Origin of the sequence: Pseudomonas hygromyciniae (genome assembly GCF_016925675.1) — a bacterium.
GTDB lineage: Bacteria > Pseudomonadota > Gammaproteobacteria > Pseudomonadales > Pseudomonadaceae > Aquipseudomonas > Aquipseudomonas hygromyciniae.
Genome location: NZ_CP070506.1, coordinates 1,351,714 through 1,364,171 on the forward strand (window position 1 = coordinate 1,351,714; position 12,458 = coordinate 1,364,171).

Here is a 12,458-nt window from a genome sequence, read left to right on the forward strand (position 1 = left end):
CGTGAACAGGACGACCTGTTGCGCCGGGGGATCGGCATGACCTCCCAACGTACCCGTGAGCGTTTGATCCAGCGGCTCTATGAAGAGGGGTTGTCCAACGCCCAGGTGTTGGAAGTCATCCGCCGTACCCCGCGCCATCTGTTTGTCGATGAGGCCCTGGCCCATCGTGCCTACGAAGATACCGCGCTGCCCATCGGCCATAACCAGACCATTTCCCAGCCCTATATGGTGGCGCGGATGAGCGAGCTGCTGTTGGCGGCGGGCCCTTTGGACAAAGTGTTGGAGATTGGTACGGGCTCCGGCTACCAGACCGCCGTACTCTCGCAATTGGTGGAGCGGGTGTTTTCCGTGGAACGGATCAAGGTCCTGCAGGACCGGGCCAAGGAGCGCCTGGTGGAGCTGAACCTGCGCAACGTGGTCTTTCGCTGGGGGGATGGCTGGGAAGGCTGGCCGGCATTGGCGCCCTACAACGGCATCATCGTGACTGCAGTGGCCACCGATGTGCCCCAGGCGCTACTCGATCAACTGGCTCCGGGCGGGCGCCTGGTGATACCGGTGGGTTCGGGCGAAGTGCAGCAGTTGATGTTGATCGTGCGCGAAGAAGAGGGTTTTTCCCGGCATGTCCTGGGAGCGGTGCGTTTTGTTCCGTTACTTAATGGGCCCCTGGCCTGATCATTTGTGACAGCGCACTGAATTCTATTGCTGGGTATGTGTCTTACAGCGGGGTTCATTGAGTCAACATCAAGTTGGGTAGTTATTAAACGAGATGAATTTTTCGTTTCTACCTTGTTGCCGGTTAAAGTCTGGCAGCCAGTTATACTTGCGACATATTTCAAGCCTGATACAGGCGTTCATGTTTCAGCCACCACAAAGGGAGCGGCGGGTGAGTCTCACAGTCATTGCGCAGCGTATGAGTAAAACGAGCTTTCAGCGACTGGTGATTGGCCTTGTCTTGAGTTCCTTGCTGGCTGCCTGCTCCAGCACGGGTAGCGGCGCGCGGGTTGTCGACCGCAATAGCGCGGCACCGCAACGGCCTACGGTGACCACCGGGCAATACGTGGTGCGCAAGGGCGATACGATGTTCTCGATCGCCTTCCGTTATGGCTGGGACTACAAGGCGCTAGCAGCGCGTAACAATATTCCTGTGCCCTATACGATACATCCGGGGCAAACCATCCGCTTCGATGGACGCACCGGTTCGGCGCCCACGGCAGTTGTGACAAAATCCGGTTCCTCGGCCTCGTCTTCCAGCAAGACTACGGTCTTCACTCGGCCTGCAGGCACCGTTGCGGCTAAGCCTGCGAGCAAGCCGGCCCCCGCGCCGTTGCCACCTGCGGGACCGGCGCCGACCGGTTGGGGATGGCCTTCAAATGGCATTCTTATTGGAAAATTCTCTTCAAACGGTAGTTTGAATAAAGGCATTGATATCGCCGGGGATTTGGGACAGCCTGTTTTAGCTGCGTCTGATGGGACCGTTGTATACGCCGGGAGTGGTTTACGGGGCTACGGCGAATTGGTCATCATCAAACACAGCGATACCTACGTCAGTGCCTACGGTCATAACCGCAGGTTGTTGGTTCGGGAGGGGCAGCAGGTCAAAGTCGGACAGACAATTGCCGAAATGGGGTCGACTGGTACAGACCGGGTGAAACTGCACTTTGAGATTCGCCGCCAAGGTAAACCTGTAGATCCACTGCAATTCCTACCCCGGCGTTGATGTGTTGTCAGCCTGTTCCCTCACGTAGAAGGAACAGGCTCCAGCGTTGCCAAGGATAAAGGCGTCGCTTGAGCTTGAGGTCGAACTCACCAAAGGACTATAACAATGGCTCTCAGTAAAGAAGCGCCGGAGTTTGACATCGACGATGAGGTTCTCCTTATGGAGACCGGCATCGGTACGGAATCGATGTCGAATGAGGGACCCGCTGTACCTTCAGTTCGTACCAAGTCCAAAAACTCCACAGCGTTAAAACAGCATAAGTATATTGATTACACCCGGGCGCTCGATGCTACCCAGTTGTACCTCAATGAAATCGGCTTTTCCCCCTTGCTCACTCCCGAAGAAGAAGTCCATTTTGCGCGACTGTCGCAAAAGGGCGATCCGGCTGGGCGCAAGCGCATGATTGAAAGCAACTTGCGCCTGGTGGTGAAAATCGCCCGACGCTATGTCAATCGTGGGCTGTCGCTGTTGGACCTGATCGAAGAGGGCAACCTCGGCTTGATCCGGGCAGTAGAGAAGTTCGACCCCGAGCGGGGTTTTCGCTTCTCGACCTACGCTACGTGGTGGATTCGCCAGACCATTGAGCGCGCAATCATGAATCAGACCCGGACCATCCGGTTGCCGATTCATGTCGTCAAGGAGCTGAACGTGTACCTGCGGGCGGCACGTGAGCTCACCCAGAAACTTGATCATGAACCTTCGCCTGAAGAGATCGCCAACCTGCTGGAAAAACCAGTGGGAGAGGTCAAGCGCATGCTGGGTCTTAATGAGCGTGTGTCTTCGGTCGATGTCTCGCTGGGTCCGGACTCGGATAAAACCCTGCTGGACACCCTTACGGATGACCGACCAACGGATCCGTGTGAGCTGTTGCAGGACGATGACTTGTCACAAAGCATCGACCAATGGCTTTCAGAACTGACGGACAAGCAGCGAGAGGTGGTGATTCGCCGCTTCGGCCTGCGTGGCCATGAAAGCAGCACCCTGGAAGATGTTGGCCTGGAGATTGGCTTGACCCGTGAGCGGGTGCGGCAGATCCAGGTGGAGGGTCTCAAGCGCTTGCGGGAGATCCTGGAGAAGAATGGTCTGTCGAGCGAGTCGTTGTTTCAATAACGACGCTTGACCCAATGTGGGAGCGGGCTTGCTCGCGAATGCGGAGTATCAGTCGACAGATGTACCGACTGATCCATCGCAGTCGCGGGCAAGCCCGCTCCCACATTTTTTTGTGCTCGGCCATGCCGACTAAATGGCAGGCATAAAAAAACCCCGCTTTTAAGGGCGGGGTTCTTTCGACTGAGTCAGTACAAGTTAGATAACTTGAACTTCTTCAGCTTGCATGCCTTTCTGACCGCGGGTAGCGATGAAAGAAACCTGTTGGCCTTCTTTCAGGCTTTTGAAGCCGTCGGATTGGATAGCTTTGAAGTGAACGAACAGGTCGTCACCGGATTGTGGAGTGATGAAGCCGAAGCCTTTTTCATCGTTGAACCACTTAACGGTACCAGTTTGGCGATTAGACATGGTGTATCTCCTTGGACAAAGTTAACTGCGACTCAGGAAAAGCCCTGGCCGAGACTGAGTGCAAAGAGCAGGAAAAATTCTTGGAGATGGTTGGATCGAAATTCAACATATCGTGTAGAGATTCTCAGTGACACAAGCAGCACAGTGGCGCCACCTTAACCCTTTTTCCGGAACGTGCCAATGGTATTTCCGAAGGTTTCTCTATTTTCGTGACTGGCGGTGCCTTTTACAGGCCTGCGGCCCTGTAATTCGGGGGCAGGGCTCGCCCCTTGCGGGTGACAGTGATCCGGCGCAACTTAATCAAGAAAAACCCCCGCGTCCTTTGAACCGCGAGGCCAGCCCCGGTAAGATGCCCAACAGAATTTTCCACCTCGCTATTCAGGACACCCGCCATGAGCATCAAATCGGACAAGTGGATTCGCCGCATGGCGCAAGAGCACGGCATGATCGAACCCTTCGTCGAGCGCCAGATGCGCGGTGAGGGCACCGAACGCCTGATTTCGTTCGGGGTTTCCAGCTACGGCTACGATGTGCGTTGCGCCGATGAGTTCAAGGTGTTCACCAACATCAACTCGGCCACCGTCGATCCGAAAAACTTCGATGAAAAGAGCTTTGTCGATGTGAAGAGCGATGTGTGCATCATCCCGCCTAACTCCTTCGCCCTGGCGCGCACTGTCGAGTTTTTCCGTATCCCGCGTAATGTCCTGACCATCTGCCTGGGCAAGAGCACCTACGCGCGCTGCGGCATCATCGTCAACGTGACGCCGCTTGAGCCGGAATGGGAAGGCCACGTGACCCTGGAGTTCTCCAACACCACCACCTTGCCCGCGAAGATCTACGCCAACGAAGGCGTAGCGCAGATGTTGTTCTTCGAATCCGACGAAGAGTGCGAAGTGTCCTATAAGGACCGTGGCGGCAAGTACCAGGGCCAGCGCGGCGTCACTCTGCCACGCACCTGATAGAAACGTCTTACAGAGCAAGGGAATTTGTCAGCGGGCAGGCACTCTATTGGGTGTACTGCCTCGGCGCGTGCACAGCGCGCCGAGCCACGCTTGAGGAGTACCCTATGAAGATCGACCCGCGAATCAGCGCCGAACTTGCCCGGCTTGAACCCAACCAGATTGGTGTTCTGGCCTGGTCCCTGATGGCCGACCCCGCCGCCGGCGGCATCCCTGGCCAGCCTGACCCCGATACCCCGGAACAACCCACCGAACCTGGCGTACCGACCCTGCCGGACGAGCCACCACCCGCGCCTGTGGCTTGATATCTGTGGCGAGCGGGCTTGCCCCGCGCTGGGCTGCGTAGCAGCCCTGAAACCTGACGCCGCCGTTTATCTGAGCAAAGGTGGCGAAATTATTAGGACTGCTACGCAGCCCCGCGCGGGGCAAGCCCGCTCGCCACACCCACAACAATCCCTTCACCAAGCCTCTGCGTTGTGCGCTGTTTATTTCAGGTTGCCACTCAAAAACTGCCGCAAACGCTCGCTTTTCGGGTTGCCGAGCACCTCTTGCGGTGTGCCTTCCTCTTCCACCAGGCCATGGTGCAAAAACAGCACCTGGCTGGATACCTTGCGCGCGAAACTCATCTCGTGGGTCACCATGATCATGGTCCGGCCCTCTTCAGCCAAACCCTGAATCACCTTCAGCACTTCGCCCACCAACTCCGGGTCCAGAGCCGATGTCGGCTCGTCAAACAGCATCACCTCCGGCTCCATCGCCAGGGCGCGCGCGATAGCCACCCGCTGTTGCTGGCCACCGGAGAGGAATGCTGGATACTGCTCGGCTACCCGTGCCGGCAGCCCAACCTTGTCCAGATAACGCCGGGCGCGGTCCTCGGCGTCCTTTTTGCTACACCCCAAGACCCTGCGGGGGGCCATGGTGATGTTCTCCAGCACGCTCATATGGCTCCACAGGTTGAAATGCTGAAATACCATCGCCAGGCGGGTGCGCAGCCGTTGTAGCTCGGCCTCGTCGGCCACGCGCATACCATGGCGGTCGCTGACCATGCGGATCGGCTGGCCATCGAGGCTCATGGCGCCGTCATTGGGTTGTTCAAGGAAGTTGATGCAACGCAGGAAGGTGCTTTTGCCCGAGCCGCTGGCGCCGATCAGGCTGATCACATCACCGCTTTTGGCCTTCAGCGATACACCTTTGAGCACTTCATGGTCGCCATAGCTCTTATGCAGGCCTTCAACGGTCAGTTTGTACATGGGGCGTGCATCCTCAAGGCGATAGTAAATAGCCACTGCGATAGGGGGTAAGGCCGGCGACATGGGCAATCACCATGCCGGCCGTGGCCATGCGCCGAAGCGAACGGGCATACAGCAGACCGGCATGCCGGCAATGAACGGGGCTGATGCGGTCGTGAATGGGGTCGATGACCTCGGCGACCAACTGCCCGGCCTCCAGGTATTCCCCTGGCAACGCGTGAAACACCAGCAGGCCGCCCACCGGGGTGGCTACCGGCTCGACGGCGGCCAGTGGCGTGGCGGGGTAGGGCAAGTCGGGCAGAGGCGCCGGTTCGCCGCTGATGGCGCCAAAGCGGATCAGGTAGTCGATGATCGCCTGGCAATCGAGGCTGGCCAGGCCATGATTGACATCACCTTGGCCGCGCAACTCCAGTGTCACCGAAAAGCTGCCCTGGGGAATCGCGAAGCGTTCGCCAAAACGTTGCTGCAACTGCCACCAGAGCAGGGTGAAACACTCATCGAAGGATTGCCCACCGGAGTCGGTGGCCAGCAGGCTGGCTTCGGCGCCGATGTAGCGGGCCAACGGCTCGACCTGCGGCCAGGCCTCGGGTGTAGTGTACAAATGGGCGACGGCTTCGAAGTCACAATGCAGGTCCAGCACCATATCGGCATCACAGGCCAGGCGTTGCAGTACCAGGCGCTGGGATTGCAGCTGCGTGGCCGGTAGATGGCGGTCGAGGGCCTGGCGTAGGCTGTCGCGGATCAGCGCGACGTTAAGCCTGGCATCGCCGCCCAGAAGGCCCTCGACCTGATTGCCGACCTCGTCACTGAGGTCGACAAACAGGCGATTGAAATTCTGCCCGCTCTCCAGTTCGTAGCGGCCTAGTGGAATATCCATCAGCACCTGTTCCAGGCCTACCGGGTTGGCTACTGGCACCAGCACGATTTTGCTGCGCAGGCGGCCGGCGGCGGCCAACTCCGCCAGGCGTGCCTTCAAATGCCAGGCCACCAGCATGCCGGGTAGTTCGTCGGCGTGTAGCGAGGATTGGATATAGATTTTGCCTTCGGCCTGCTCTGGCCCGAAGTGGAAGCTGTGGATCTGCCGTGCGGTGCCAGGCACCGGTGCGAGGATGGGATGAATCTGTTGCCGCATAGGGGCTCCTTAATGGCTAGGCCCGAGAAAGGCCAGCCAGCGACGCTCCGCCAGACGAAACAGACCGACCAGGGTAAAGGTCACGGTCAGGTAGATCAGCGCAGCGATACCAAACGATTGGAACGTGAGGAAGGTGGCCGAGTTGGCGTCCCGGGCCACTTTGAGGATGTCCGGGATCGTCGCGGTAAAGGCCACCGTCGTCGAGTGCAGCATCAGGATCACTTCATTACTGTAGTACGGCAATGAACGACGCAGGGCCGAGGGCATGATCACGTAGGCATACAGTTTCCAGCCGCTCAGGCCATAAGCTTTCGCCGCCTCGACCTCACCGTGGGCCATGCTGCGAATGGCCCCGGCGAAGATCTCCGTGGTGTAGGCGCAGGTGTTGAGGGCAAACGCGAGGAGGGTGCAATTCATTGCGTCGCGAAAGAACGCATCCAGCACCGGCTGCGCACGAATGGCAGCCAGGCTGTAGATGCCGGTGTAGCAAATCAGCAACTGGATGTAGAGCGGCGTGCCGCGAAACAGGTAGGTGTAAAACTGCACCGGCCAGCGTACCCAGCGGTTGGGCGAGACGCGGGCGATGGATAGCGGGATCGACACCACGAAACCGATGCAGATCGAGGCCGTGAGCAGCCACATCGTCATGGCCAGGCCGGTCATGTGCTGGCCGTCGCTGTAGAGGAAGGGGCGCCAGTATTCCTGTAAGAGTTCGATCATCGCACCGCCTCCCGTACGCCGGCGGCGTAACGGGTTTCCAGCCTGCGCAGGACGAAGTTGGACGCGCTGGTGATGACCAGGTAGATCAAAGCCGCGACCACCAGGAAAAAGAACAACTGATAAGTACTTTTGCCCGCGTCCTGGGCGGCCTTGACCACGTCGGCCAGGCCGATGATCGACACCAGTGCCGTGGCCTTGAGCATCACCATCCAGTTATTGCCGATACCCGGCAGGGCAAAGCGCATCATTTGCGGGAACGTCACGTAGCGAAAGCGCTGTGCGCGTGTGAGGCCATAAGCCGTGGCAGCCTCCAACTGGCCGCGGGGCACGGCGAGGATCGCGCCGCGAAAAGTCTCGGTGAAATACGCACCGTAGATAAAACCCAGGGTAATCACCCCGGCGCCGAACGGGTTGATCTCGATGTATTCCCATTCCATGTAGTCGGTGAAACTGGTCAGCCAGGTTTGCAGGCTGTAGAAAATCAGCAGCATCAGCACCAGGTCCGGCACGCCGCGAATCAGGGTGGTGTAGAGCTGGGCGGGGATACGCAACAGCGCCACGCTCGACAACTTGGCGCTGGCGCCGAGCAGGCCCAGTACTACGCTGACGGCCAGAGACAGCACCGACAGCTTGATGGTCATCCAGGTGCCTTGCAGCAATAGCGGGCCAAACCCTTGCAGGCTGAACGCGCCAAGCCCGAGGGTCTGCAGCAGGTCTTCAAACATGGGGTATGCCCTTGGCCATCGATAGTGCGCCCACCCGTTAGCGGAGTGGGCGCCGCAGCATTACTTGCCGCTGTACAGGTTCAGATCGCCAAAGTGTTTTTTCTGGATAGTGGCGTAGGTGCCATCATCGTGTAACGCTTTGATACCTTTATCCAAGAGGGCTTTCAGCTCTTTGTTACCTTTCGCGATACCCACGGCGGTTTTGGAGGGCAGCATTTCGCTGTCCACCGGCTTGCTGACTTCGTAGTCCGCGCCTTGTGGCGACTTCAAAAAGCCCAGTTCGGCCTGCAGCATGTCCTGGATCGATGCATCGAGGCGGCCCGAGGTCAGGTCGGCATACACCTGGTCCTGGTTCTGGTAGGCCTGGGTTTTGACCCCGGCTTTGTCCAGCACGGCCTTGGCATAGGCTTCCTGGATGGTGCCTTGCTCATAACCGACGGTCTTGCCCTTGAGGGACGCAATATCTTCGCTCAGGCCGGCGCCTTTCTTGAACACGTAGGAAGTGGGCCCGGAAAATAGCTCGCTGGAGAAGTCGATAACCTTCTCGCGGGCCGGGGTTACGGTCATGGACGAAATCACGCCGTCGAACTTCTTGGCTTTGAGGCCCGGGATCATGCCGTCAAAGTCGCTTTCTACCCACTTGCACTTGACCTTCAGCTGCGCACAAATGGCGTTGCCCAGGTCGATGTCGAAGCCCACCAGGCTGCCGTCTGCGGCCTTGGATTCAAACGGCGCGTAGGAAGGGTCCACACCAAAACGCAATTCCTTGTATTCCTTGGCCAAGGCGGTACCGGCGGCCATGCACAGAGCGAGTGCAGAAAGGGTCAGCAATGCTTTTTTCATTATGTAATCCCTGGAAACCAAGATAAGCGCTTGTGGCGCGATTAGGACTGTTACTGAACGGCGTCAGACGAATCGCAAGTAGCAATTTCTGCACCATAGTTCCGAACGGTCTTTTTAATAGGTGGGATTACGCGAAGGGCAACGTGGCAAGCGCCCGATATCGGGCGCAACAGAGCTTCAGCACCATTGCAGTGCAGAACGTTAGGAGCTGACTTGCAGCGCGGCAACGATGTGCTGGCAGGCACACCGCCATCGCTGGCAAGCCAGCTCCTAAATGGGGTTATTTCCCTGGGACCAGAGTCAATCGGGTCTTGCCGTACACCTTGTCAAAGTTCTGCGGCTGCATCGGGAAGCTCAGGTACTGCGCTTTGAGCCACGGATCGATGCCATTGGCATAGTACGGGCTGGCAGGGTTGCCGGATTGGCCGATCCCGCCCTGGCCCATCATGGGTTCCACTTGGCCGAAATCCACAATCATGCGTAGGGCCTGGACTTGGGTGGTGGCGAAATCCTGCCCCCAGTTGTAGGGCGCGGCGTTCAACGTAGTGTGATCGCCCCCTGCGGCCAACGGGCCGCGCAGGGTCTGGCCACTGGTGTTTTTCCAGGTGTAGCTATGCAATTTGCCCCACTGCCAAGCCTTGTGATCCGTGCCCAGTTGGCTATCGCCGGCAGTGATCGCGGCGGCCAGGCTGCGGGAGAGAATCGCCGGCTTGTCTTCTTTGTTGGGGGTGTGCAGGTCATCCCAAAACGGGCTGTCTTCACGCCCCAACAGATGATCGGCCTGGGCGGCGTAGGACAGGTTGGCGTTGCTGACAAAGGCTTTCCAGGTGGCACTGGTTTGCGGGCCCAGTTCATCGAGGAAAATCTGCTTGGAGCTTTCCTGCATAAACAGTTGGTAGATCGCAGCATCGCTCGACGTGGCTGCCAGGCGCCCGTCGAACGCCATCAGGCGGCCCAGGGTTTCCTGGGCCTTGGCCCGTTCGACGGCCGGCAGGGCCTCGATCGCCTGTTTCAGAGGCTGGGCCATACCTGGCGCCTGGAACATGCTTTTGAGCTTGGCGGCGAACAGTGTGGTTTGGTCGTATTGCATGGCAATCACGCTACGGCTGTCGTGCTTGCCGTTGCCGGCCAACTGCGCCAGGCGTTCGCTGCGTTCTGGTGCGGCCCAGGAGTTGGACAGTTGCATGCCATAGCCGTGGGGCACGCTGCGCTGGTTGGCCGTACCGACCCAGCCCTGGGGTGGGTCCTGGTCGTAGGGATGCAGCATCGCGTCGGCGAAGCCGTCCCAATCATAGCGCCCGTCCCAGCCTGGGGATGGCAGCAGGCCTTCGCCTTCGCGGCGGTTGGGGAAGCGCCCGGTGACCTGCCAGCCGATATTGCTGGCGTCGGCAAACACCATGTTCAGGGGGATGGCGCGAATCTCACGGCTGGCGTCCGAAGCTTTTTCCACGTTCTGCGCCCGGGACAGGTCGAAAAACGCATCCAGGCTCTTGTCGTCCTTGAAATCGGCGGTTTGCAGGGCCAGGCCGTAGCCGCTGGTCAGCGACTGGGCGCTGTTGAGCAACGGCCCGTGGCGGGTTTCGTACACCGCCTCGCGAATCGGCCGCTGGCCCTTGGCGAAGAAGGTTTCGTTACGCACGATGGCCGGTAGCCATTTGCCGTTGTGCTCGTAGTACAACGCGCTGCCCTGGCGTTTGACCTTCTCCAGGAACAGGTCCTGGGTATCGCCGGACACCTGGCTCATGCTCCAGGCCACCTTGCCATTGAAACCGGAAAGCAGCGTAGGTATCCCGGCAATCGACACCCCGACCGCCTGGTATTTCGGCGCGCGGATTTGTACGAAATTCCACAGGGACGGCGCCTGCATCGGCGTCGACAGGTCGTTGGCCAGCAGGCTGCGACCACTGCGGCTGCGTTGTGGGGCGATGGCCCAGTTGCTGGAGGTGGAAACCCCCAGGGTATTGAGGCTGCCCAGGCGCTCGTTGATGCTGTTGAGCGTGGCAAGGCCGGGAATCTGCCCGAGGTTGACGCCCTTGAGCTTGTCGGACTCCGCCATAGGCAGTGGCTCGTCCGGGTAGCTTGGGGTCAGCCAGGCGAATTTATCGGCGCCGACTTTTTGCGCCAGTACCAAGGCGGACAACTCTTCCTGCAGGTTGGCCGACTCACTGAAATTGAGCAGGCAGAACAGCAGCGCCGAATCCTCTGGCTTCCAGTATTCGGGCTTGTAGCCAGTCTTGGCCAGATCCGTAGGCAGTTTTTCACGGTAGCGGAACAGGTAGGCGTTGACCCCGCGGGCATAGACTTCGAAGAAGCGCTTGAGGCGTGGTGACGACGCGTTGTACAGCTCGCTGGCGCTTTTCTTGAGGTTGACCGCGCGCATAAAGCGGTCGACATCCAGCACATCCGGCCCGGACATTTCTGCCAGGCGGCCCTGGGCCAGCAGGCGCAGGGTGACCATCTGGTTGATCCGGTCGCTGGCGTGCACATAACCCAGGGTGAACAGTGCGTCGTGGAAGGTGTTGCTTTCAATCAGCGGCATGCCCTGGCTGTTGCGCCGCACGGAGACATTTTGCGCCAGGCCCTTGAGCGGCTGTACGCCGGAAACAGGCGGCAGGGTGTCCTGGCTGTTCAGTGACTGGCAACCGGCCAGGCCCAAGGCACTGGCCACTGCCGCGGCAACGCCGAACCGGGGAAGAAAACGTGAGAGGGCTGGCGAGGCCATGGCAAAGCTCCTGCGGGGGGTAGCGTCAGTAAAGGCGCTACGTTAGTGAGCGCGGCGAACCGACGCAAGCGGGAGGCGATGCTAATTTTTTCAAACACTCACAAACCCCTGTAGGAGCCGGCTTGCCGGCGAAAAACTACCAGGCGCCACGCTTATCCAGGCACTCAGCTTTTTCGTTAACGATCTTCGCCGGCTAGCCAGTTCCTACAGGGTACGATCAGGATTTCGGCGGGTTGACCTTCTGTACCAAATCATAGGCCCGCACCGTCGCCGGGCGTTCCTTGATCAGGTTGAACCAGCGATGCAGATGGGGGAAATCCTCCAGGCGCTGGCTCTGCCATTTGTGGGACACGATCCACGGGTAGATCGCCATGTCGGCAATGCTGTAGGCCTCGCCGGCGACGAAGCTGCGATCGGCCAGGCGCCGGTCCAGCACGCCATAGAGGCGCGCGGTTTCATCGACGTAGCGTTTGATGGCGTAGGGGATCTTTTCCGGGGCGAACTGGCTGAAATGGTGATTCTGCCCGGCCATTGGGCCCAGGCCGCCCATTTGCCAGAACAACCATTGCAGTACTTCCTGGCGAGCGCGCAGGTCCTTGGGCAGAAACTGGCCGGTTTTTTCCGCGAGGTACAGCAGGATAGCGCCGGATTCAAACAGGGAAATCGGCGCACCACCGTCGCTCGGCTGTTGATCGACAATGGCAGGAATACGGTTGTTGGGAGCGATCTTCAGGAAGTCTGGCTTGAACTGGTCGCCCTGGCCGATGTTGATCGGATGTACCGCGTAGGGCAGTCCGGCTTCTTCCAGGAACAACGAAATCTTGTGACCGTTGGGGGTGGTCCAGTAATACAGGTCGATCATGAAGCTCTCCATA

The 12,458-nt window shown here is 59.2% G+C and carries 13 protein-coding genes; 5 read left to right on the plus strand and 8 right to left on the minus strand.

The window, feature by feature from the left end; translation table 11 throughout:
* Positions 1-36 precede the first annotated feature (36 nt).
* The 3 genes from JTY93_RS05870 to rpoS all read left to right on the plus strand — a co-directional run bounded on the left by JTY93_RS05870 (position 37) and on the right by rpoS (position 2,827).
* Positions 37-672 (plus strand): protein-L-isoaspartate(D-aspartate) O-methyltransferase, encoded by a 636-nt coding sequence (locus tag JTY93_RS05870; RefSeq protein ID WP_169865481.1) that lies wholly within the window; start codon positions 37-39, stop codon positions 670-672.
* 211 nt (positions 673-883) lie between these two features.
* Positions 884-1,717 carry a peptidoglycan DD-metalloendopeptidase family protein gene (locus tag JTY93_RS05875; RefSeq protein WP_205477034.1) on the plus strand — a complete coding sequence of 278 codons (834 nt, stop codon included), beginning with the start codon at positions 884-886 and terminating at the stop codon, positions 1,715-1,717.
* A 105-nt stretch (positions 1,718-1,822) separates the two neighbouring features.
* On the plus strand, positions 1,823-2,827 hold the full coding sequence (gene rpoS, locus JTY93_RS05880) for an RNA polymerase sigma factor RpoS (RefSeq protein WP_038446486.1): 1,005 nt from the start codon (positions 1,823-1,825) through the stop codon (positions 2,825-2,827).
* Positions 2,828-3,022: 195 nt separating this feature from the next.
* On the opposite strand, the gene JTY93_RS05885 is transcribed toward rpoS, so the two are convergent.
* The gene (locus JTY93_RS05885) at positions 3,023-3,232 is read right to left on the minus strand and encodes a cold-shock protein (RefSeq protein ID WP_002554837.1); all 210 of its coding nucleotides are present in this window, start codon (positions 3,230-3,232) and stop codon (positions 3,023-3,025) included.
* Positions 3,233-3,624: 392 nt separating this feature from the next.
* Here JTY93_RS05885 and dcd point away from each other — a divergent pair, with 392 nt between their 5' ends.
* Both dcd and JTY93_RS05895 read left to right on the plus strand, forming a co-directional pair.
* On the plus strand, positions 3,625-4,191 hold the full coding sequence (dcd, locus tag JTY93_RS05890) for a dCTP deaminase (RefSeq protein WP_093412595.1): 567 nt from the start codon (positions 3,625-3,627) through the stop codon (positions 4,189-4,191).
* A gap of 107 nt (positions 4,192-4,298) precedes the next feature.
* Positions 4,299-4,496: a hypothetical protein gene (locus JTY93_RS05895; protein ID WP_029297182.1), complete on the plus strand. Its 198-nt coding sequence runs from the start codon at positions 4,299-4,301 to the stop codon at positions 4,494-4,496.
* A 180-nt stretch (positions 4,497-4,676) separates the two neighbouring features.
* Here the strand turns inward: JTY93_RS05895 and JTY93_RS05900 are convergent, their stop codons facing one another.
* The 7 genes from JTY93_RS05900 to JTY93_RS05930 form a co-directional block, all read right to left on the minus strand.
* The gene (locus JTY93_RS05900; RefSeq protein WP_205477035.1) at positions 4,677-5,441 is read right to left on the minus strand and encodes an ABC transporter ATP-binding protein; all 765 of its coding nucleotides are present in this window, start codon (positions 5,439-5,441) and stop codon (positions 4,677-4,679) included.
* 13 nt (positions 5,442-5,454) lie between these two features.
* Complete coding sequence (locus JTY93_RS05905) at positions 5,455-6,573, minus strand: succinylglutamate desuccinylase/aspartoacylase family protein (RefSeq protein ID WP_205477036.1); 1,119 nt, start codon at positions 6,571-6,573, stop codon at positions 5,455-5,457.
* A 9-nt stretch (positions 6,574-6,582) separates the two neighbouring features.
* The gene (locus JTY93_RS05910; RefSeq protein WP_205477037.1) at positions 6,583-7,293 is read right to left on the minus strand and encodes an ABC transporter permease; all 711 of its coding nucleotides are present in this window, start codon (positions 7,291-7,293) and stop codon (positions 6,583-6,585) included.
* Positions 7,290-8,018 carry an ABC transporter permease gene (locus JTY93_RS05915; protein ID WP_169996918.1) on the minus strand — a complete coding sequence of 243 codons (729 nt, stop codon included), beginning with the start codon at positions 8,016-8,018 and terminating at the stop codon, positions 7,290-7,292. Before JTY93_RS05915 ends, JTY93_RS05910 begins: the two co-directional genes overlap by 4 nt.
* A gap of 60 nt (positions 8,019-8,078) precedes the next feature.
* Complete coding sequence (locus JTY93_RS05920; RefSeq protein WP_169996920.1) at positions 8,079-8,861, minus strand: transporter substrate-binding domain-containing protein; 783 nt, start codon at positions 8,859-8,861, stop codon at positions 8,079-8,081.
* A 280-nt stretch (positions 8,862-9,141) separates the two neighbouring features.
* On the minus strand, positions 9,142-11,583 hold the full coding sequence (locus JTY93_RS05925; protein ID WP_205477038.1) for a penicillin acylase family protein: 2,442 nt from the start codon (positions 11,581-11,583) through the stop codon (positions 9,142-9,144).
* Between the two features lie 217 nt (positions 11,584-11,800).
* Positions 11,801-12,445: a glutathione binding-like protein gene (locus JTY93_RS05930; protein ID WP_205477039.1), complete on the minus strand. Its 645-nt coding sequence runs from the start codon at positions 12,443-12,445 to the stop codon at positions 11,801-11,803.
* Between the last annotated feature and the right edge of the window lie 13 nt (positions 12,446-12,458).

Bases quoted from the DNA above. Each gene is read 5' to 3' on its own strand.
- JTY93_RS05870 (WP_169865481.1), top strand. From the start codon at position 37: ATGACCTCCCAACGTACCCGTGAGCGTTTGATCCAGCGGCTCTATGAA.
- rpoS (WP_038446486.1), top strand. From the start codon at position 1,823: ATGGCTCTCAGTAAAGAAGCGCCGGAGTTTGACATCGACGATGAGGTT.
- JTY93_RS05885 (WP_002554837.1), bottom strand. From the start codon at position 3,232: ATGTCTAATCGCCAAACTGGTACCGTTAAGTGGTTCAACGATGAAAAA.
- dcd (WP_093412595.1), top strand. From the start codon at position 3,625: ATGAGCATCAAATCGGACAAGTGGATTCGCCGCATGGCGCAAGAGCAC.
- JTY93_RS05895 (WP_029297182.1), top strand. From the start codon at position 4,299: ATGAAGATCGACCCGCGAATCAGCGCCGAACTTGCCCGGCTTGAACCC.
- JTY93_RS05900 (WP_205477035.1), bottom strand. From the start codon at position 5,441: ATGTACAAACTGACCGTTGAAGGCCTGCATAAGAGCTATGGCGACCAT.
- JTY93_RS05905 (WP_205477036.1), bottom strand. From the start codon at position 6,573: ATGCGGCAACAGATTCATCCCATCCTCGCACCGGTGCCTGGCACCGCA.
- JTY93_RS05910 (WP_205477037.1), bottom strand. From the start codon at position 7,293: ATGATCGAACTCTTACAGGAATACTGGCGCCCCTTCCTCTACAGCGAC.
- JTY93_RS05915 (WP_169996918.1), bottom strand. From the start codon at position 8,018: ATGTTTGAAGACCTGCTGCAGACCCTCGGGCTTGGCGCGTTCAGCCTG.
- JTY93_RS05920 (WP_169996920.1), bottom strand. From the start codon at position 8,861: ATGAAAAAAGCATTGCTGACCCTTTCTGCACTCGCTCTGTGCATGGCC.
- JTY93_RS05925 (WP_205477038.1), bottom strand. From the start codon at position 11,583: ATGGCCTCGCCAGCCCTCTCACGTTTTCTTCCCCGGTTCGGCGTTGCC.
- JTY93_RS05930 (WP_205477039.1), bottom strand. From the start codon at position 12,445: ATGATCGACCTGTATTACTGGACCACCCCCAACGGTCACAAGATTTCG.